Origin of the sequence: Aeromonas sp. 600276 (genome assembly GCF_049175815.1) — a bacterium.
Classification (GTDB): Bacteria; Pseudomonadota; Gammaproteobacteria; order Enterobacterales; family Aeromonadaceae; genus Aeromonas; species Aeromonas dhakensis.
In genome coordinates this window covers 1-20,423 of sequence record NZ_JAAKVU010000027.1, presented here as the reverse complement: position 1 = coordinate 20,423, position 20,423 = coordinate 1, and the positions used below count along the sequence as shown (strand labels likewise).

Genomic DNA, 20,423 nt, shown 5'->3' with positions numbered 1-20,423 from the left:
GTGGAGCCCAGCCCTTAGATGGCATCCGGCTTGGTAAGGGGCGCCAGCAGACCCGTTGCGCGGGCAGCCACCACCAGATAACGCTCCGCCAGCAAAGGCCTGGCGAGCCCCTCCCGCCAGCAGCAGTGCACCAGCTTGATCACATGATCGTCGAGGCTCTCCACCGCGCTGGCCAGCACGTGTTGCCACACCAGCTTGCCGGTATCGGGCCAGACCGGCCTTTGCAGTGACGGTGCGCCGACCGTGACATAGGCGGCCGCTACCGCCTGCCACATCAGGGTCTGCCAGCGCCCTTGCCATGACGCGGGCAAATGGCGGGCGACGATGGCGGCGGCGCGACTGCCGGTCACCATGTGCAGCACGGTAAAGTTGCCGGTCTGCCAGTAGAGGGCGAGGGCCGCGTCAGCCAGCTGCACCAGCAGATCCGAGGATGACGGGAGCCCACCCGGCAATCCCGCCGCCCAGGTCGGCGCATCCGTCACCTGCCGCAGTCGCTCGGTGATCCAGTCGCCCTGCCAGCGCGACCCTTCCCACTGCTGCGCCAGTACGCTCAGCAGGCCGTCGATATCCTGCACCGGTGCTCCCTGCCCGGCCGGCACCCGCAAGGGGTCGCATTGCCAGGCAGCCAGGGCGGCGGCCTGCTCTCCCAGGTGACCATTTTCCAGCGCGCAGGCCAGGCGGATCAGCGGATGAAAGGCGCCGCCTGCCGGGGAGAGCCCCTGCTCCAGCAGGTCGCCAAAGGCGGGTAGCCAACCCTCAGCGGCCAGCCGTGCTGCCAACTGCTGACGCAGCCGGACAAACTGCATCTCCTTTTCATCCCCCTGCTGTTGCTCACCCCCCGGCAGGGCATGATTGGCCTGCCAGTGGGCAAAGAAACGCTGCAGCCGCGCTGGGCTGGCGCTCATCTCATGCAGGGCGTGCAGCGCCATCGGGCAGTGGTTGGTGGTGCCGCGACCATTGAGGGCAAATGCCTGGTTGGCATCGAGCAGTTGATGAAGATAATGCATAATCATTTGACTCCTTTCATGAGGGGAGACAGGATTGTGCAAGTTAAAGCTAACTTGAGGTCAAGCGTGGCGATGGAACGCAAATGGCTGGCCATCGGCCAGATTGCCAAACGCTCGGGCGTCAAGGCCAGCGCCCTGCGCTTTTACGAGCAGAAGGGGCTGATCCGCAGCGTGCGCAGCGACGGGGGACAGCGGCTCTATCCGCAGGATGTGCTGCGGCGCATCGCCTTCATCCGGGTGGCGCAGGGCATGGGGCTGAGCCTTGGCGAGATAGGCGAGGCCCTGGCCGGCCTGCCCGAGGGGCGCACCCCGGATCGCAGCGACTGGGTCGGGATTGCCGGTCAGTGGCAGGGGCTGCTCGATCGGCGCATCGCGGCCCTGCAGCAGCTCAAGGAAAAGCTCGGCGCCTGTGTCGGCTGTGGTTGCCTCTCCCTCGAGCACTGCGCACTTTACAATCCGGATGATCAGGCCGCCGCCCTCGGCAGCGGCCCTCGCTACCTGCTGGGGGATACGCCCCCGGATGACGAACAGGCAGCCACATGATGAACATCGGGGTCGGCCCAGCCATGCCATGCACCGGGCCGACTCGTTTACACCGTCAAGGAGGATACATGGCACTGGAACAACTGAAACGGGAACTGGAGCTGTTTGGCGAGCGGCACGACGGCGCACAACACTCCCGTGGCAGCAAGATGCTCAACATTACCCGCGACACCGGCGAACTGCTGGCTGTGCTGGTCCAGACGAGAGGGGCACAGGCGGTGCTGGAGATAGGCACCTCCAACGGCTACTCCACCCTCTGGCTGACTGAAGCGGCGAAACGGCTGGGGGGGCGGGTCACCACCATAGAGCTGGACGAGGGCAAACGGGCCATGGCGGCCGCCAATTTTGAGCGCGCCGGGCTCGATGCCTGGATTGAGCAGCTGGCAGGGGACGCAGGCACGCTGCTGCCCACCCTGCCGAAGGCCGCTTATCAGCTCATCTTCCTCGACTCCGATCGCCGCCACTACCAGGCCTGGTGGCCCGAGATCCAGCGCCTGCTGGCCCCCCGCGGCCTGCTGGTGGTGGACAATGCCGTCTCCCATCGCGAGGAGCTGGCCGAGTGGATGGCAGAGGTGGAGCAGGATCCGGCCTTCGCGACCTCGCTGGTGCCGGTGGGCAAGGGGGAGTGGCTGGTGGTGCGTCTGTAGGAGGGCTGGCATGGAAAACAAGACCATGGAACCAAGAGCGGTGGTGGAGGCCTACTGGCAGGCCATGCAGAGCAATGATTTTGCCAAGGCAGCCCGCTGGCTGTGTGAAGATTTCATCTGCGACTGGCCCCAGTCGGGGGAACGGATCGAGGGGCGCAGCAACTTCGTCGAGATCAACCGGCGCTATCCGGCGGCCGGGCCCTGGAACTTCGACGTCGTCCGCCTGCTGGAGCAGGGGCGGGAAGTGGTGACCGAAGTGCTGATCACCGACGGTGAAGTGGAGGCACGCGCCATCACCTTTCACACGGTGCGCGGCAATGCCATCTGGCACCAGACCGAGTTCTGGCCCGATCTCTACGAGGCGCCGCACTGGCGTCGTCACTGGGTCACCACCATTCCACGGGAGCCGCAACCCGCCTGATCCCCTCCGCTGGCGCGCTACCGCCAGCGGAGTCGTTCATGATGTGCCGTGACCATCCCGCCGCCTGCCTCATGTCCCCCTTTTTATGATCTCCAGGCGCCTCCCCGACATGACCTGGCTAGGGTGTGCCCGCTATTGCATCGCGGTTTGCGGCAAACATAAAACAACAGCCCCGCATAAGCGGGGCTGTTTACTTGGGTTGGTCTTGGGATGGCCGCTTACACGGCCAGATAGTCCATGATCCCTTCGGCGGCCTTGCGACCCTCGTAGATGGCGGTCACCACCAGATCCGAGCCGCGCACCGCGTCGCCACCGGCGAACACCTTGGGGTTGCTGGTCTGGAAGGCATACTCGGCCTGCTCCGGCGCCTTGATGCGATCCCGGCCGTCGAGCTCGATGCCGTACTCCGCCATCCAGGGCTGGGGGTTGGGCTGGAAGCCGAACGCCATCACCACCGCATCGGCGGGCAACACCTGTTCGGAACCTTCGATCACCACAGGATTGCGGCGGCCATTGGCATCGGGCTCACCGAGCGCGGTGCTCACCACCTTGATGCCGCAGGTACGGCCATGGGCGTCCAGCTCCACGCCGATGGGCTGAAGGTTGAACATAAATTCCACCCCCTCCTCCTGGGCGTTCTTCACCTCCCGCTTGGAGCCCGGCATGTTCTCGGCGTCGCGGCGATAGGCGCAGATCACCCGATCGGCACCCTGACGGATGGCGGTGCGCACGCAGTCCATGGCAGTATCGCCGCCCCCCAGTACCACCACCTGTTTGCCGGCAAAGTCGATGTAGTCGGCCTGGGCCTTCTCGAAGCCCAGCAAGCGGTTGGCGTTGGAGATGAGGTAGGGCAGGGCGTCGTAGACCCCTGGCGCCTCTTCGTTGGCAAAGCCGCCCTTCATATACTTGTAGGTACCGACCCCGAGGAAGACCGCATCGAACTCGCCAAGCAGGTCGGCGAAGGTGACGTCACGGCCCACTTCGGTCTCGAGGCGAAACTCCACCCCCATCCCCTCGAAGATCTCGCGCCGGCGCTGCATCACCTCTTTCTCCAGCTTGAAGGAGGGGATGCCGAAGGTGAGCAGGCCGCCTATCTCCGGATACTTGTCGAACACCACCGGGGTCACGCCATTGCGTGCCAGCACGTCGGCACAGGCGAGGCCCGCGGGACCGGCGCCGATGACGGCGACCCGTTTGCCGGTCTTCACCACCTTGGAGAGATCAGGGCGCCAGCCCATCTCGAACGCCTTGTCGGTGATGTATTTTTCGATGTTGCCTATGGTGACGGCACCGAATCTGTCGTTGAGGGTGCAGGCACCCTCGCACAGACGATCCTGCGGGCAGACCCGGCCGCACACCTCCGGCAGGCTGTTGGTCTGGTGGGAGAGTTCCACCGCCTCCAGGATGCGCCCCTCGTTGGCCAGTTTCAGCCAGTTGGGGATGTAGTTGTGCACCGGGCACTTCCACTCGCAATAGGGGTTGCCGCAGTCGAGGCAGCGATCCGCCTGCATGCCGACCTGGGCCTGGTTGAAGGACTCGTAGATCTCCACAAACTGGATCTTGCGGATCTTGAGCGGCTTCTTGGGCGGGTCGACCCGCTGGACGTCGATAAACTGGAATACGTTCTGGCTCATAGGGTTCCCTCCTTATTGCGCCTGGATTCTGAGTTCTGCACTGGAACGGCTGGTGTGGCCCAACAGGGACTTGACGTCGCTGGACTTGGGTTTGATCAGCCTGAACTTGGGCACATAGGAGTCGAAATTGGCCAGGATCTCCTCGGCGCGCGAGCTGCCGGTTTCGTTGAGGTGCGCCGTGATGATGCCGCGCAGGTGCTCCTGGTGGATGGCAAGATCCGCCACGTCCAGCAGTTCAACCAGCTCGGGGTTGGTGCGCTTGGCGAAGCTGCCGCACTCATCCAGCACATAGGCAAAGCCGCCGGTCATGCCCGCCGCGAAGTTGACGCCGGTCTCGCCGAGCACGGTGACGATGCCGCCTGTCATGTATTCACAGCCGTTGTCGCCAATCCCCTCGACTACCGCGAGGGCCCCTGAGTTACGCACCGCGAAGCGCTCGCCGGCGGTGCCTGCGGCATAGAGCTTGCCGCCGGTGGCGCCGTAGAGGCAGGTGTTGCCTATGATGGCCGCCTCGTGGGATTTGAACGCCACGCCGACGTGGGGTTTGATCACCAGCTTGCCGCCGGTCATCCCCTTGCCCACGTAGTCGTTGGCATCCCCGGTGAGGATCATCTCAAGGCCACCCGCGTTCCAGACGCCGAAGCTTTGGCCGGCGGTACCGTTGAAGTGTACCTTGACCGGATCGGCCGCCATCCCCTGGTTGCCGTGGCGCTTGACGATCTCGCCGGAAAGGCGCGCCCCCACCGAGCGGTCGGTGTTGCGGATGTCGTAGCGGAACTCGCCGCCACTCATGTTCTCGACGGCCTCCAGCAGGTCTTCCACCATCTTGAGGTTGAGCGGCCCCTTGTCGAAGGTGGGGTTGTGCTGCTGGCTGAACAGGCTGGAGCCTTCCGGTGCTACCGGACGGGCCAGGATGCCGGACAAGTCCAGCTTGGCCTGACGGGCGGTGAGGCCGGGCAGGGCCTCCAACAAGTCGGTGCGACCGATGAGGTCGGTGAGCTGGGTGACGCCAAGCTGGGCCATCAGCTCGCGGGTCTCCTCGGCGATGAACTTGAAGTAGTTCATCACCATCTCCGGCAGGCCGGTGAAGTGCTCGCGGCGCAGCTTCTCATCCTGGGTGGCAACGCCGGTGGCGCAGTTGTTCAGGTGACAGATCCGCAGGTATTTGCAGCCGAGCGCCACCATGGGGCCGGTGCCGAAGCCAAAGCTCTCGGCGCCGAGGATGGCCGCCTTGATGATGTCCAGACCCGTTTTGAGACCGCCGTCCACCTGCAGGCGCACCTTGTGGCGCAGGCCGTTGGCGACCAGGGCCTGCTGGGTTTCGGCCAGGCCCAGCTCCCAGGGGGAGCCGGCGTATTTGACCGAGGTGAGCGGGCTCGCGCCGGTGCCGCCGTCGTAGCCGGAGACGGTGATGAAGTCCGCATAGGCCTTGGCCACGCCGCAGGCGATGGTGCCGACGCCGGGCTCGGAGACCAGTTTCACCGAGACCAGGCAGTTCGGGTTGATCTGCTTGATGTCGAAGATGAGCTGGGCCAGATCCTCGATGGAGTAGATGTCGTGGTGGGGCGGCGGCGAGATCAGGGTCACGCCGGGCACGGAGTAACGCAGCTTGGCGATCTGGGCCGTCACCTTGTCACCGGGCAGCTGGCCGCCTTCGCCGGGCTTGGCGCCCTGGGCGACCTTGATCTGCACCACGTCGGCGTTCATCAGGTAATGGGGGGTGACGCCAAAGCGCCCCGAGGCCACCTGCTTGATGCGCGAATTCTTCTCGGTACCGAAGCGCTTGGGATCTTCACCGCCTTCACCCGAGTTGCTCTGGCCGCCGAGGCGGTTCATGGCCACCGCCAGCGCCTCGTGGGCTTCCGGCCCCAGAGCGCCGATGGACATGGCGGCGGAGTCGAAGCGGGGGAACAGCTTGGCCGCCGGCTCCACCTGATCCAGCGCCACCGGATTGTCGACCTTCTTCAGAGTAAGCAGATCGCGCAGGGTAGCGATCGGCCGCTCGTTCACCAGACGGGCGTACTCCTTGTAATCGGCATAGTTGCCGGAGCGCACCGCGGTCTGCAGGGTCTGCACCACGTCCGGGTTGTAGGTGTGGTACTCGCCGCCGTGGACGAATTTGAGCAGGCCGCCCTGGGTGAGGGCCTTGCGGGCCAGCCAGGCCTGGCGGGCCAGGTTGAACTGATCCTGCTGGATGTCGACAAAATCGGCACCCTGGATGCGGCTCGATACGCCGCGAAAACACATCTCGACCACGGCTTTGGAGAGGCCCACCGCTTCGAACAGCTGGGAGCAGCGGTAGCTGGCCACCGTGCTGATGCCCATCTTGGACATCACCTTGTAGAGCCCCTTGTTGATGCCGTTGCGGTAGTTGAGCATGGCCTGGCGCAGGCTCATCTTGAGCACGCCCTCTTCTACCTGCTTGGCGAGGGTCTCGTAGGCGAGGTAGGGGTAGATGGCGGTGGCGCCAAAGCCCAGCAACACAGAGAAGTGGTGCGGGTCGCGCACGCTGGCGGTTTCCACCAGGATGTTGGCGTCACAGCGCAGGTTGTTGTCCACCAGGGTACGCTGCACCGCCCCCACCGCCATGGCGGCCGGGATGGGCAGGGTGTCGGCAGTGACGTCCCGATCCGAGAGCACCAGCAGCACTGTGCCGGCCTTGGCGGCAGCCTTGGCCTCTTCACAGACGCGTAGAATGGCCGCCTCCAGCCCCTCTTCGGGTCTGAAGTTGAGGCTGATCACCTGATGGCGATAGTGCTCCCCTTCCAGGGCCAGCAACTGGTGGAAGTCGGAGTAGAGCAGGATCGGCGACTGGAACAACACCCGGTGGGCGTGGCCGAAGGTCTCGTTGAACACGTTCTGCTCGCGGCCGATACAGGTGGCCAGCGACATCACGTGGTTCTCCCGCAGCGGATCGATGGGCGGGTTGGTCACCTGGGCGAACATCTGGCGGAAGTAGTCGTACAGGGTGCGCTGGCTGGAGGAGAGCACCGCCATCGGGGTGTCATCCCCCATGGAGCCCACCGCTTCCTGGCCGTTTTCACCCAGTACCCGGATGATCTGATCCAGCTCCTCATAGGAGTAGCCGAACAGCTTCTGATAGGTTTTCAGCTGATCGTCGGAGAACTCGCGGGCGCCGGTGCTGGCGTCATCCATCTGCTCGAACGGCACCAGCCGCTTGCAGTGCTTGTCCATCCACTGCTTGTAGGTGTGGCGGCTCTTGAGGTCGTCGTCGATCTCGAAGCTGGTCCAGATCTTGCCGTTGCTGGTATCCACCACGAACAGCTCGCCCGGGCCGACCCGGCCCTTCTCCAGCACCTCGTCCGGGGTGTAGTCCCAGGTGCCCACTTCGGAGGCCAGTGTGATGAACTTGTCCTTGGTGATGACGTAGCGGGCCGGGCGCAGGCCGTTTCTGTCGAGTGCGCAGGTGGCGTAGCGGCCGTCGGTCATGACGATGCCGGCCGGGCCGTCCCAGGGCTCCATGTGCATGGAGTTGAAGTCGTAGAAGGCGCGCAGGTCGTCATCCATGTTCGGGTGCTTCTGCCACGCAGGCGGGATCAGCAGGCGCATGGCGCGGAACAGGTCCATGCCGCCGGCCAGGAACAGATCCAGCATGTTGTCGAGGCTGGAGGAGTCCGACCCCGTGGTGTTGACGAAGGGGGCGGCTTCTTGCAGATCGGGGATGAGCGGGGTGGCGAACTTGTAGCTGCGCGCTTTGGCCCATTGGCGGTTGCCGGCGATGGTGTTGATCTCGCCGTTGTGGGCCAGATAACGGAATGGCTGCGCCAGCGGCCAGCGCGGACTGGTGTTGGTGGAGAAGCGCTGGTGGAACACGCAGATGGCCGCCTGCATGCGGATGTCGGCGAGATCCAGATAGAAGCGCGGCAGGTCCACCGGCATGCACAGCCCTTTGTAGACGGTGACCAGGTTGGAGAGGCTGACCACATAGAAGTAGTCGTCGCTGATGCGTTTCTCGATGCGGCGGCGCACGATGTAGAGGCGGCGCTCGAGATCCTTGTCGACCCAGCCAGGCGGGGCGTTGACAAAGACCTGTTCAATGCTGGGCAGGGACGCCTTGGCGATGGAGCCGAGTACATTGGTATCGATGGGCACCTTGCGCCAGCCGACCAGACTCAGGGTCTCCTTTTCCAGCTCCTCGTCGATGATGTCGCGCGTGGCCTGGGCCAGGATGGGATCGGGGTTGAGGAACAGCATGCCGACCGCGTAGTTGCGGCCCAGGTGCCATCCCTTCTCTTCGGCGACCGCTCTAAAGAAGCTGTCGGGTTTTTGCAGCAACAGACCGCAGCCGTCGCCGGTCTTGCCATCGGCGGAGATACCGCCGCGGTGCTGCATGCGAGCCAATGCTGACATCGCGAGACGGACAAGCTTGTGGCTGGCTTCACCTTCCATGTGGGCCAACAGGCCGAAGCCACAGTTATCCCTCTCCAGCTTTGGATCATATAGTGACATTGCATTTCTCCCTTGCTCGGCCTTGCATCGCGCTGTCGTCAACAGACTGCATAAATTGCGATTGGCTCTTGTGGTTCCGTCCGCCTGAGGTGGCGAATCTCCAAACTAATGGGATTTTTCGGCAAGGTCAATTGGACATCCCGGCTGTTTTCATTATTACAATGTCATAACAAAATCTCGATGCGCGAGGATAAATGGGGTGGTAATTGGCTATTACTCTGGCATTTTTTATTTTTGCGAGATTAAATCCTGATGTGTCGGGTTTTGTTGGTTGACTCGGTGGGTGTGGATGTTTGTAGTAAATTTACCAATTCACTGTCGGAGTGGCTGGTTGAGATCACATTACTGATGTGAATGACTTGCATTTGCCAAATCCCCGTCTAAAGAAAAATTTTCATTATTCAACAGAATGTTAGCTAACAATTATGCAGCCATGCTGAAGGTTGGTCAGAAGGGGGATGGGTCTCGAAAGCGTCGAGAATGTCCGGTTAACTGATATTTATCCTATTATTGGTGAATATTTATATGTTTTTTGACTCTCGTATCCCTTGATCCAGCGCAGCGCCCCGTACGGGCAAGCTCGTACAATGACGCTCCTTTACTGGAGGTGTCATGCAGTTACACGAACTCGTCAATACATTCGGTCAGGATCTCAAGCAGCGCCATGGCCAGAAGATCCACAAGCTCTCCATTCACGGCGCCTTCACCTGCCCCAATCGTGATGGCACTCTGGGGCGTGGTGGCTGCACCTTCTGCAATGTCTCCTCCTTTGCCGACGAATCGGCCCAGCAGCTCTCCGTGGTGCAGCAACTGCTGGCCCGTCGGGACGAAGTGACCCGCGCCAAGCGCTATCTCGCCTATTTTCAGGCCTATACCAGCACCTATGCCGAAGTGGAGTACCTGCAGCGCATGTATGAAGAGGCGTTGTCGGTGAGCGACATGGTGGGCTTGTGTGTGGGGACGCGCCCAGATTGTGTGCCGGATGCGGTGCTGGACCTGCTGGCCGGTTATCAGGCCCGGGGCTACGAGGTGTGGCTGGAACTGGGGCTGCAGAGCGCCAACGACAAGACGTTGCAGCGCATCAACCGGGGCCACGGCTATGCCGCCTATGTGGATGCGGTGACACGAGCCCATCAGCGGGGCATCAAGGTGTGTGCCCACCTCATCGTGGGTTTGCCCGGCGAGGTGCCGATGGACAGCCTGGATACCCTGCACCGTATCGTGGATACCGGCGTGGAGGGGATCAAGCTTCACCCGCTGCATGTGGTGGAGGGCAGCACCCTCGGTAAGGCCTGGCAGGCGGGGAGGCTCGATGTCTTGAGTCTGGAGCAGTATGTCGAGGCGGCAGTCGCCATGATCCAGCACACCCCCCCCGAAGTGGTGTATCACCGCATCTCGGCTTCAGCGCGCCGGCCAACTCTGTTGGCTCCTGCCTGGTGCGAGAATCGCTGGACAGCGATGGCCGATATTGCTAGTGCGCTGGCCCGCACCGGTCCTCAGGGGCAGGCGTTGGGGCGCCCGTTTTCCCTTGTGGGCAATATTGATTAGGTCGTCAGATTTCATTAAAAAAACAGTGGGTTATTAGATGAAATTCAGTCTTTGCGGTATAGTTTCGGTAAAATTGTCTTGATATAGTACTTGGCTTGAAAAAGATATCATTATCAATAAGCTTGTATTATTTCCAATTTGGACGGGGTATATCGGGCATGGCGCCACCCTGTGTCGCGATCAACAGCCTGACCTGCCGTCCCCGCTTTGGGCATAATGCCGTTCAGGTCTGTCGATGACATCCAGTGTCATGTACCTGTACTTTTAGTGTGTATCAGGCTGTAGCTCCTTTTTTGGGAGCGCTGTTCTTTATGTCACGGGCATGTCTGCGCCAACAATGCCCGTGAGGCTTGAATATCGGTATGGCGAGACAGCCGGCCCAATCATGCAGTGACAGGATGCTATGCAAGCAGAAACTAACCGTATTGACGAGTTGTTGGAGTGCCTGGTCTTTCTGACCCGCTTTTATGGGGTACCCAACAGCAAGGACGCTCTTACCACCGGCCTGCCGCTGGTGTCCGGTCTGCTGACGCCCAATCTGTTCGGCCGTGCCGCCGAGCGGGGTGGCTTGTCCGCCCGGGAAGTCATCCAGTCTCTCGACGAGATCTCCCCCCTGTTGCTGCCCTGCGTGCTGCAGATGCGCAACGGCGGCGCCTGCATCCTGCTGGAGTGGAACGAAGACAGAACCCAGGGCAAGGTGATCTTTCCTCAGGCGGGGGATGCGGCCCAGTGGCTGAGTGCATCTCAACTGGGTGATGAGTATCTGGGGCGGCTGTTTTTTGTCAAAAAGCAGTTCAAGTTCGATGAGCGTTCACCCAAGGTGCTGGAGACCCGCGATGGTCACTGGTTCTGGAGCACCCTGCTCGAATCTCGCGGCATTTATCGGGATGTGTTGGTCGCCTCCATCCTCATCAACCTGTTTGCCGTCGCAAGCCCTCTGTTCACCATGAACGTCTACGACAAGATAGTGCCCAATCTGGCGTTTGATTCGCTCTGGGTGCTGGCGGTCGGCGCCATGGTGGTATTCACTTTTGACTTCGTGATGCGCCAGCTACGCAGCTACTTTATCGACATCGCCGGCAAAAAGTCCGATGTGCTGCTGTCTGCCAAGATCTTTGCCAAGGTGATGGGCATGCGGATGGAATCGCGTCCTGCGTCGACCGGCGCCTTTGCCAAGCATCTGCAGGAGTTTGAATCGGTGCGGGAGTTTTTCACTTCCGCGACGGTATCTACCCTCATCGATCTGCCCTTTGCCATCTTCTTCCTGTTCATCATCTGGATCTTTGCCGGCGTCATGGTGGTGGTGCCCATCGTGGCCATGGTGATCCTCATCATTTACAGCTTCTATATCCAGGCGCCGCTCAAGCAGTCCATCGAAGAGGGCTCACGGCTGGCTTCCCAGAAAAACGCCAACCTGATCGAGAGCATCTCGGGCCTCGAAACCGTGAAGATCTTTGGTGCCGAGAGCATGTTCCAGCACCGCTGGGAACAGGCCGTGTCCCACATTTCGACCTGGGGCGTACAGACCCGCCGCATCACCAACTCCATGTCATCGCTGGCCAGCTACATCCAGCAGGTGGTGACGGTGGCACTGGTGATTGTCGGGGTTTACCAGATCTCGGAAGGACTGGTCACCATGGGGGGCATGATTGCCGCCGTCATGCTGTCGAGCCGCGCCATCGCGCCCATGGTACAGCTGTCGGTTCTCTCGACCCGCTACAACCAGGCAAAGTCAGCATTGGAGATCCTGGAGAAGATCATGATCACGCCGGGCGAGCAGGAGGAGGGCAAGCAGTACATACATCATCCCGTGATCTCCGGTCGGATCGAGTTTGACAAGGTGTCGTTCAAGTATCCCGGGATGGAAACCAGCACCCTGCACAATATCAACCTGCGCATCGAGCCGGGTGAGAAGGTGGCGATCATTGGCCGGATCGGGGCGGGCAAGACGACGCTCGAGAAGATTTTGATGGGCCTCTATCGGCCCACCGACGGTTCGGTACGGCTCGATGGTTTTGAACTCGATCAGCTGCCGGCCTCGGTGATCCGCCGCAATATAGGCTGTGTGCCACAGGATGTGACCCTGTTTTTTGGCTCGGTACGCGACAACATCATGCTGGGCAATCCGCTGGTGGATGATGTGCGAGTCATGCGGGCTGCCAAGCGGGCCGGTGTGACCAACTTCACCAACCGGGATCCCAATGGGCTGGATAGACAGATAGGGGAAGGGGGTCGTCAGCTCTCCGGTGGCCAGCGTCAGGCCATCTTGCTGGCCCGGGCCTTGCTCAATGATCCCCCCATACTGGTGATGGACGAACCGACCTCCAACATGGATAACCAGTCGGAGATGCAGGTCAAGCATGAGCTGGCCAGACTTGGGCCGGAAACGACCCTGATCGTCATCACCCACAAAACCACCATGCTTGACGTAGCCTCACGGGTCATCGTGATCGAGCAGGGCCAGGTGGTGGCCGATGGTCCGAAGGAAATGGTGTTGCAACAGCTGAAAGAGGGCAAGGTGCGCGTACAGGAGGCCTCCAATGGCTAAGTTTGGCCTGTTCAAGAAGGCGCCTTCCGATACTGTGCTGCCGGCTCCGGAACACCTTGAGTTTGTGGATGACGGTGCGGCCGCCGTCTTGCTGAGTACCCCGACGCGGGCACGTGCCCTGCTGTGGGCCTGTTTCCTGTTTTTCATGAGTGCCATCATCTGGGCGGCCTGGGCCGAGCTCGATGAGGTGACCGTCGGCCAGGGCAAGGTGATCCCGTCACGTCAGCTGCAGGTGATCCAGAACCTGGAGGGGGGGATCGTCAAGGAGATCTTCGTTAAGGAAGGGGACATCGTCGAGAAAGGGCAGCCACTGCTGCGCATCGATGATACCCGTTTCCGTTCCGACTTTCGGGAGCGGGAGCAGGAGCTGGTGACCCTCAAGGGGGACATCGCCAGATTGCGGGCGGAGATCCAGAGCGTGGTGGTCAAGACAGGCCCCAATCTGGGTTGGCGTGAACAGGTGGTGGTTGAAAAGCAGCCTATCGTTTTTCCGGACGGTTATGAGAACGTGTTTGCCGAATATGCGACACGGGAAAAGTCGGTGCAGAATGAGCGCCTCAACAACCTGAGCAACCAGCTCTATATTCTTGGTCAGCAGATCGAGCAGAAAGAGCAGGAGACCATAGAGCTCAATGCCAAGATAAGGACGGTGGCACGCAGTGTGGATCTGGCGCGCCAGGAGCTCAATATCAGCCGTCCCCTGGCCAAAGAGGGGATCGTGCCCCAGGTTGAGTTGATCAAGCTGGAGCGCCAGGTCAACGAGATGCAGGGGGAGCTTGAAAGCAACCGGCTGCTGATCCCCAAGCTTGACTCCGTGTTGCGGGAAACCATTTCCAAGCGCAACGATATTGCGTTGAAGTTTCGGGCCGATTCGCAAACCGAACTCAACGAGCGGCAGGGCAAACTGAGCCAGTTGTCCGAGGGGCAGGTGGGATTGCGTGACCGGGTTGACCGCACCAGCGTCATCGCCCCGCTCAAAGGCACTATCAAGAAGCTCAAGATCAATACCCTGGGCGGCGTCGTCCAGCCCGGTATGGATCTGATGGAGATAGTACCGCTGGAAGACACCCTGCTGGTCGAAGCCAAGGTGTCGCCGAAAGATATCGCATTCCTGCGACCGGGGCTGGAAGCCGTGGTCAAGATCACTGCCTATGACTTCACCATTTATGGTGGATTGCATGGCAAGGTTGAGCAGATAAGTGCCGACTCAATTCAGGATGAAGATGGCAATTCCTTCTACCTGGTTCGGGTACGCACCGAGAAGAGTTACTTGGGCGATGAGCTTAACGCACTTCCCATCATCCCCGGTATGTTAGCCAGTACAGATATTATTACTGGTAAAAAAAGTGTCCTAGACTATTTGCTTAAGCCGATATTACGGGCAAAGCAGTCGGCACTGAGAGAACGATAAGCCAACAATCTAAAAACAACATGACTGGAGATACCATGAAGAAGACGATTGTTGCCATGTTAGTAAGTGGCGCCGTGCTGTTCCCGGGCCTAAGCCAGGCACAAACACTGGAGGAGTCAGTGGCACAGTCATTGGCTACCCATCCCAAAATCAAGGAAGCTTTTGATCTCTATCAGGCGCGACTGTATCAGCATGACGGGGCCAAAGGGGGTTACTACCCCACCATCGATCTGCGTGGCGGTGTCGGCTACGAGAAGACTGACAGCCCGACCACCCGTGCGGCCGGCGCAAACTCGACCACCATCGATGACTCCATGACCCGTAAAGAAGCCGGCATCAGCCTGCGCCAGATGTTGTTCGACGGCTTCAACGTCAGCAGCAACGTGGCGCGTACCGATGCCGAAGCCAATGCCCAGCGCCTGGCCATGATCTCCGAGGCGGAGAACACTGCACTGCGGGTGGCCGAGGTCTACCTCAACATGTTGCGCCAGCAGGAGATCCTGGAGCTGTCCAAGCAGAACCTGGAAACCCACGAACAGATCCGCAGCGACATCAGTAAGCGGACCGATTCGGGGTTGGGTTCAACCGCTGACCAGACCCAGATCGATGGCCGGGTAGCCAGAGCGTATGCCAACCAGGCTGCCGCCGAGAACAACTATCGCGATGCCGAAAGTGAGTTCATCCGGGTGGTCAACGAGATGCCAAAAGATCTGGTACAGCCGGTTCCGGATGCTCAGCTCATTCCTAGCAGCCTGGATGCTGCACTGAAGACGGCAACCGAAGTTCACCCGACGCTGCTCTCCTCCCTGCAGGATATCGAAGCCGCTAAATACCAGCATGAAGGTTCCAAATCCGGTTTTTATCCCAACGTCACCTTTGAAGTGGATCAAAACTGGAATGAGGATATCGATGCCGTCAAGGGGCGCAACGATGACCTGACCGCCATGGTACGGATGCGCTACAACTTGTTCCGCGGTGGTTCCGATCTGGCCCAGAGCAAGGCCACTTCCGCACTCTATTCCCAGGCCAAGGACATTCACATGAATGCCTTCCGTCAGGTAGAGGAAGGAACCCGCCTGGCCTGGAACGCAAAAGAGTCTTTGGCTAAACAGAAGACCTTCCTGAAAGAACACGTGGATGCAAGCTATGACACTGTGCAGGCGTACAAGAAGCAGTTTGGTCTCGGTCAACGTACCTTGTTGGACGTATTGAACACCGAAAACGAATTGTTTGAAGCGCGCCGCAGCTACATTACAGCCGAGTATGACTCCCTGCTGGCGGATTATCGGATCCTCAATGCCACTGGCAGCCTGCTCAACGCATTCAATGTGAAGCAGCCGGCCGATTGGCAAGCCAAACAGTAATGGAGTGCGCATCAGGTTTGATGCGAGTGAAAGGGATGGTTGCAGCCGGGCTGCCGCCATCCCTTGTCTCTGACGGCCATCTCTGGCCAATGCAGTGAGTACCATTGGATCTGTCGAAGATGCATGTGACCGGATGGGATAGAGCAAGCAGTATCGGCATGGCGTCAACCTCCGGTTTGACCCAGTTGCTGCGCGCTCGCTGGTTACGCTGGTCACTTTGGCTGCTGCTGATATCTCTGCCGCTACTGCTCTCCGCCAGTCAGCCTCTTACCCCTGAAGATCTCAAACTGGTACAACGGGCTCAGGAGACCTACGGCGTCAGAGCCGGCAAACGGGTTACCACCTGGCGCACACTGGTAATGCAAAACCGCGCTGCCGGCCTGACCGACCGTCAGAAGCTGGAGAAGGTTAACCAGTTTTTCAACCAGATGCGGTTTATCGACGATATCAAGTTGTGGCGAAAAAAAGACTACTGGGCAACCCCGCTGGAGTTTTTGGGAGCGGCTGGTGGCGATTGTGAAGACTTCAGCATTTCAAAATACTTTACCCTGCTGGAGCTGGGTGTTCCGGATGAAAAGATGCGGATGGTCTATGTCAAGGCATTGGATTACAACCAGTTTCATATGGTCGTCGCTTACTATGAAACACCGTCTGCGGTGCCCGTCATTTTGGATAATTTGATAGGGTCGATCCGGCCTGCCAGTCAACGTAGGGATCTGGTGCCGATATACAGCTTTAACGGTAGTCACTTGTGGTTGATGAAGGCGCGTGGTCAAGGGGAACTGGCTGGACAGTCCTCACGCCTAGGATTATGGAATGATTTACGCAATCGCATGACGTCGGGGCGATTGGCTCAGCCTGTGTTGAATTTGGATGATTAACCTATGACGCTCTACAGACAATTATTGGCAACCATGTTGATCCTGTTCGGGTTGTTGTTTGCAGCTACCTATTGGGTGCAATTCAACTCGACTCGTACCTATCTGGCCCAACAGCAGGAAACTACCGTCATCAATACAGCCACATCTCTGGGGCTGGCACTGACCCCTTATTTAGAAAATGGTGACAAGGTGGGAGCTGAGTCCGTCATTCAGGCGATATTTGACGGGGGATATTATCGTCTGGTCCGTCTGGACTTGCTGGCTTCCAAGGATGTCATCGAGCAGGAAAATACCAATAACATTCAAGGTGTTCCCCAATGGTTCATCAATCTTGGGTTGTTTCCCGAAGTATCCAATGAGTCGATCCTGACGTCGGGCTGGCTGCAACTGGGTAAATTGAAGGTCGTTGGCCATCCCGGCCAGGCCTATTACGAGTTGTGGCGCGGAATGAGTGAGCTTGCCAGCTGGTTCCTGATAGGTTTTCTGATCACCACCATCTTGCTCATGCGGGCACTCAACTACCTGCTCAAGCCGCTCAAGCAGATTTGTGAGCAGGCCGTCGAGATAGAGCTGCATCACTTTGGTCATGCCATTCCCGAACCCAAGACCCATGAATTGAAACAGGTGGTTCAGGCCATCAATACCCTCTCCAGCAAGTTGGCCGTGCAATTCAAAGAGCAGGCCGACGAGGCTGAAAAACTGCGGGAGCGGGTCTACGTCGACGCCGTTTCCGGCTTGGGCAACCGGGCTTATTTCGTGGGTCAGGTCAACGCCTGGATTGCAGAGGCTGGTCAAGGGGGGGTCATGCTGGTTGCCGTCGACATGCTGGACGAGCTGTACCGCGAAGAGGGATTTGCTGCGCGTGACAACATGGTCAAATCGATAGCCCAGGCTTTGAAAGAACAATTGAAAGGGTGGGATGGCTCTGCTGTGGCGCGGATCTCGGCAACGGAATATGCCCTGTTGTGCCCGACAGATGACCTTTCCCAATTGAAGGATTTGGCTGAAGTGATCAACAGTCGCATCGCCGATCTGGTGGTAAATCCCATGGGTGAGGGGAGCGCCTTGTCCGTCATTGGTATTGCTGGCCGAGATGGCAACGATGATTTGTCGGCACTGCTGACCAAGGCTGACAATGCGCTGGGCAGGGCCCGCAATGAACGTCGTGGTGCCGTGGTCATGGAAGGGGGCACAGATCAGGGGTTGATGGGACGCCTGGCTTGGCGTGATCTGGTTCAGGATGCGATTGCACGGCATTTGTGGCGTTTCAAGGCGCAGCCAGCCTGCCGATTTGATAATGGTCTACGTATGCATGCAGAACTGTTTGCCTCTATCTCTCGCGATGGTACCGATTATTTCGCAGGCCAGTTCCTGCCTGCCATCGAGCAGTTCAAGCTGGGTGGTGAGTTTGACCAGGCAATACTGGATGCGTCAGTTCCATTACTGCAGCAGCAACCTGATCTGGTCCTGGCGGTCAATATTACGGCTGGCTCGCTGTGCTCAGATGAATTCCGTACTTGGCTGACCGGTTATCTGAGCGACAATGCCGGATTGAAAGAGCGCTTGCTGTTCGAGATCCCTGAAGCCGCCATCATGAAGCACAAGGAGCATGTGACCGCTCTGGTTAATGTTCTGCAAGAGCATGACTTTCAGTGGGGGGTGGATCACTATGGACGCCACTTCCAGTCACTGGGGTATCTGGAGGAGCTTGCGCCTTCCTATGTCAAGGTTGACCACGGCTATACCAGCCAGGTTATGGAGCCTGGGGCTGATACTTCCTTCCTGGCTGCGGTATGTCGTGCTGCCCACAATGCCGGCGTTACAACCATTGCGACCAGAGTGGAAGATCAACACCAGGTCGAGTTGCTTTCAAAGCTTCATATCGATGGTTACCAAGGCTTTGTACACCCGGCATTTCCGTTGCCGTGAGCATGACCAAGTATTTCAGGGGCCCACAAGGGCCCCTTTTTTATTCGAAAAATTAATAAGCATGCTTATTCTCAGTTTAATTAGACTAGATGGCTTCATTTGGTGTCGCGCAACTGATTGATTTGACGATATAAAAAAGAACATTCGATTTCGTATATTTCCTCTCCCCAGTTTTGACACGAATCCCATACATTTTTGCAACGGATGCAAGAAGCACGGACATCTATGGTGTAGACATCGAGATCCGTCACGTTGGAGCAATGGACATGCGTACCCAAATCATCGACAAAACCGTTGTGGTTTCTGCAGTTGAAGGCAATGTGCAAATCGTGCTGGCTGATGGAAGCAGCCGCCCTCTGCAAAAAGGAGAGATCCTGCAACCCGGGGCAAAGCTCAACATTGCAGATGATGCCAAATTGTTATTGGCGCCCTACGATGATTCACCAGCGGCTGCCACACCGGATGCTCCTGCCCATGATGCACCTGCTACCGGCCAGCCACCGGCTCCGGATGCCGGAAATGCGGCCTCTCCTGATATAGCCGCCTTGCAAAAGTCGATTTTGCAAGGGGTTGACCCGACGCAAAACTTTGAAGCGTCAGCTGCGGGTGGTGCTCCGGCTGCAGGTGGTGGCGGTGGGATCGGTGGGGTTGCTGGAGCCAGCGGTAACGGTGGTTTTGTAACCATCGACAGGATTGGCGATGCCACTATCGCCGCCGCCGGGTTTGACACTACCTACCAAGCTGAGCCGGTGGTGGATACCCAGCAGATAGCGGAGCCCTTGCTGGTCAATGAGTTGACGGATCAGGGAGAGCAACTAACCGTTGCTGAAGACGGATCTCTGAGTGGTAATCTGCTGGATAACACGGTGAATACCGATGGGCCGCAGGCTGCATCAGTACTGATCTTCACCTGGGGGGACAATGCCAATATAGCTGCCGGTACCAGCGTGACCATCGATGGGGTAGGCACGCTCATCGTCAATACGGATGGCAGCTTCACATTTACACCGGCCCCCAACTACGATGGCGCCGTTCCACCAGTGATATATACCGTGACTGATGGCACCGACACGGTGCAATCCACCTTGGAGTTGACGATCACCCCCATCAATGATCTCGCCGATGAGGGAGAGAGTGTGGTGGTGACGGAAGATGTAGCCGTATCGGGCAATTTGCTTGCCAACACCATCGACAATGATGGTCCGCAGGCGGCTTCCGTGTCTGGATTTAGCTGGGGTGGGGTTGCCAATGCCACCTTGGGTACACCTGTCAGCCTGGCAGGGATCGGTACTCTGCTGATCAATGCGGATGGTAGCTATCAGTTCACGCCGGCTCCCAATTATGATGGTCCCGTTCCCGCAGTCAGCTACACCGTCACCGATGGTGTAGATACCGTCCAATCCACTTTGACCATCACTATCACGCCGGTTGATGAACCGGTCGAACTGGCTGGTTTGCAGGTGGAAGGAGGAGAGCTGACGCTCAATGAAGCCTCTTTGGCAGATGGCAGTAATCCCAATGCAGCATCCTTGACCCAGAGCGGTATTTTTACCTTCAGTGCGGCCGATGGTGTCCAGAGCTTGACCCTAGGTGGTGTTGCACTGATCACCAATGGACAAACCATCACTTCGTTCCCGCAAACCATCGCCAGTCCGTTGGGCAATCAGTTGACTGTTACTGGCATCAATTACAACCCTGCAACTGGAACGGGGAGTGTGAGTTACAGCTATACGCTGAACGACAGCAAGACACACACTCAACCAGCTAACGATGCATCACTGGTGGAGAGTTTCAATGTTGTGCTGGTCGATCCGGATGGTGACACAGCCAATGGCAGTCTGGATGTCGTCATTCTGGATGATGTTCCCAGTGTTACCCTGAGCTCCAATACGGAAGGGCTGGGGACTGTCTCCGTCGACGAGAGCCTGGTCAGCCTGGGCGGGGTGGGCGGCGACGGGGTGGCCAGTGCCAGCCTGAGCGCGGCCGACGTGCAGGCCCAGTTCAACCCGGCCTTCGGGGC

The 20,423-nt window shown here is 59.1% G+C and carries 13 protein-coding genes; 10 read left to right on the top strand and 3 right to left on the bottom strand.

Going from position 1 to position 20,423, the window contains the following annotated elements; translation table 11 throughout:
* Positions 1–14: 14 nt before the first annotated feature.
* The gene (locus G5134_RS19970; RefSeq protein ID WP_065017819.1) at positions 15–1,013 is read right to left on the bottom strand and encodes a questin oxidase family protein; all 999 of its coding nucleotides are present in this window, start codon (positions 1,011–1,013) and stop codon (positions 15–17) included.
* Positions 1,014–1,079: 66 nt separating this feature from the next.
* On the opposite strand from G5134_RS19970, the gene soxR reads away from it, so the two are divergent.
* The 3 genes from soxR to G5134_RS19955 all read left to right on the top strand — a co-directional run bounded on the left by soxR (position 1,080) and on the right by G5134_RS19955 (position 2,618).
* Complete coding sequence (gene soxR, locus G5134_RS19965; RefSeq protein WP_005302563.1) at positions 1,080–1,550, top strand: redox-sensitive transcriptional activator SoxR; 471 nt, start codon at positions 1,080–1,082, stop codon at positions 1,548–1,550.
* Between the two features lie 68 nt (positions 1,551–1,618).
* Positions 1,619–2,197 (top strand): O-methyltransferase, encoded by a 579-nt coding sequence (locus G5134_RS19960; RefSeq protein ID WP_065017818.1) that lies wholly within the window; start codon positions 1,619–1,621, stop codon positions 2,195–2,197.
* Between the two features lie 10 nt (positions 2,198–2,207).
* Positions 2,208–2,618 (top strand): nuclear transport factor 2 family protein, encoded by a 411-nt coding sequence (locus G5134_RS19955; protein ID WP_017766677.1) that lies wholly within the window; start codon positions 2,208–2,210, stop codon positions 2,616–2,618.
* 218 nt (positions 2,619–2,836) lie between these two features.
* Here the strand turns inward: G5134_RS19955 and G5134_RS19950 are convergent, their stop codons facing one another.
* Both G5134_RS19950 and gltB read right to left on the bottom strand, forming a co-directional pair.
* Positions 2,837–4,252, bottom strand: coding sequence for an FAD-dependent oxidoreductase (locus tag G5134_RS19950; RefSeq protein WP_065017817.1), 1,416 nt, complete (start codon positions 4,250–4,252; stop codon positions 2,837–2,839).
* A gap of 12 nt (positions 4,253–4,264) precedes the next feature.
* Entirely contained in the window at positions 4,265–8,722 is a 4,458-nt protein-coding gene (gltB, locus tag G5134_RS19945; protein ID WP_065017816.1) for a glutamate synthase large subunit, read from the bottom strand.
* A gap of 612 nt (positions 8,723–9,334) precedes the next feature.
* Between gltB and G5134_RS19940 the strand changes: the two genes are divergently transcribed.
* The 7 genes from G5134_RS19940 to G5134_RS19910 form a co-directional block, all read left to right on the top strand.
* Positions 9,335–10,270 carry a TIGR01212 family radical SAM protein gene (locus G5134_RS19940; protein WP_024943443.1) on the top strand — a complete coding sequence of 312 codons (936 nt, stop codon included), beginning with the start codon at positions 9,335–9,337 and terminating at the stop codon, positions 10,268–10,270.
* Between the two features lie 403 nt (positions 10,271–10,673).
* Complete coding sequence (locus G5134_RS19935; protein ID WP_010633572.1) at positions 10,674–12,818, top strand: type I secretion system permease/ATPase; 2,145 nt, start codon at positions 10,674–10,676, stop codon at positions 12,816–12,818.
* On the top strand, positions 12,811–14,229 hold the full coding sequence (locus tag G5134_RS19930; RefSeq protein WP_005302548.1) for an HlyD family type I secretion periplasmic adaptor subunit: 1,419 nt from the start codon (positions 12,811–12,813) through the stop codon (positions 14,227–14,229). The genes G5134_RS19935 and G5134_RS19930 overlap by 8 nt, the downstream gene beginning before the upstream one ends.
* A gap of 35 nt (positions 14,230–14,264) precedes the next feature.
* Complete coding sequence (locus G5134_RS19925) at positions 14,265–15,593, top strand: TolC family outer membrane protein (RefSeq protein ID WP_005302546.1); 1,329 nt, start codon at positions 14,265–14,267, stop codon at positions 15,591–15,593.
* Positions 15,594–15,751: 158 nt separating this feature from the next.
* On the top strand, positions 15,752–16,474 hold the full coding sequence (locus G5134_RS19920) for a transglutaminase-like cysteine peptidase (protein WP_017766671.1): 723 nt from the start codon (positions 15,752–15,754) through the stop codon (positions 16,472–16,474).
* 3 nt (positions 16,475–16,477) lie between these two features.
* Positions 16,478–18,403 (top strand): bifunctional diguanylate cyclase/phosphodiesterase, encoded by a 1,926-nt coding sequence (locus G5134_RS19915; RefSeq protein ID WP_065017815.1) that lies wholly within the window; start codon positions 16,478–16,480, stop codon positions 18,401–18,403.
* A 266-nt stretch (positions 18,404–18,669) separates the two neighbouring features.
* A partial coding sequence (locus G5134_RS19910; protein WP_421173350.1) for a retention module-containing protein occupies positions 18,670–20,423 on the top strand: 1,754 nt, incomplete at its 3' end.